This is a genomic window from Streptomyces sp. NRRL F-2664 (assembly GCF_000719345.1).
Taxonomy (GTDB): domain Bacteria; phylum Actinomycetota; class Actinomycetes; order Streptomycetales; family Streptomycetaceae; genus Streptomyces.
The window spans coordinates 1-286 of record NZ_JOFX01000509.1 but is presented as its reverse complement, the minus strand read 5'-3'; the positions used below and the strand labels follow the sequence as shown (position 1 = coordinate 286).

At 74.8% G+C, this 286-nt stretch carries 1 protein-coding gene; it reads right to left on the bottom strand.

The annotated features are described in order from the left end of the window. A partial coding sequence (locus IF89_RS40105) for a hypothetical protein (protein ID WP_043195128.1) occupies positions 1-286 on the bottom strand: 286 nt, incomplete at both ends.

The window sequence follows — 286 nt, the reverse complement described above, 5'->3', positions numbered from 1 at the left end:
TGCGTCCGTGGCGGTGGTGGCGGTCACATCGCCGGCGGCGTTGGCGGTGTAGGCGGTCGAGCGCAGCACGGGGGCCTTGGCATCAGGGCCGTTGTGGACGGTGGTGGAGGCGAGCCGGTTGTAGGCGTCGTAGGTGTGGACGGTGTGCGTCGTCACCGGCGCACCCGCGGCGGCGCCCTTGGCGGCTCCGGTGTCCCCGCTGCCGTCCGTGCCGGCATCTTCCTGCCCGCCTTCCCCGCTGCCGCTGTTGGGGCGGGTGTCGGTGCGGGTGGCGAGGTCGCCGCGG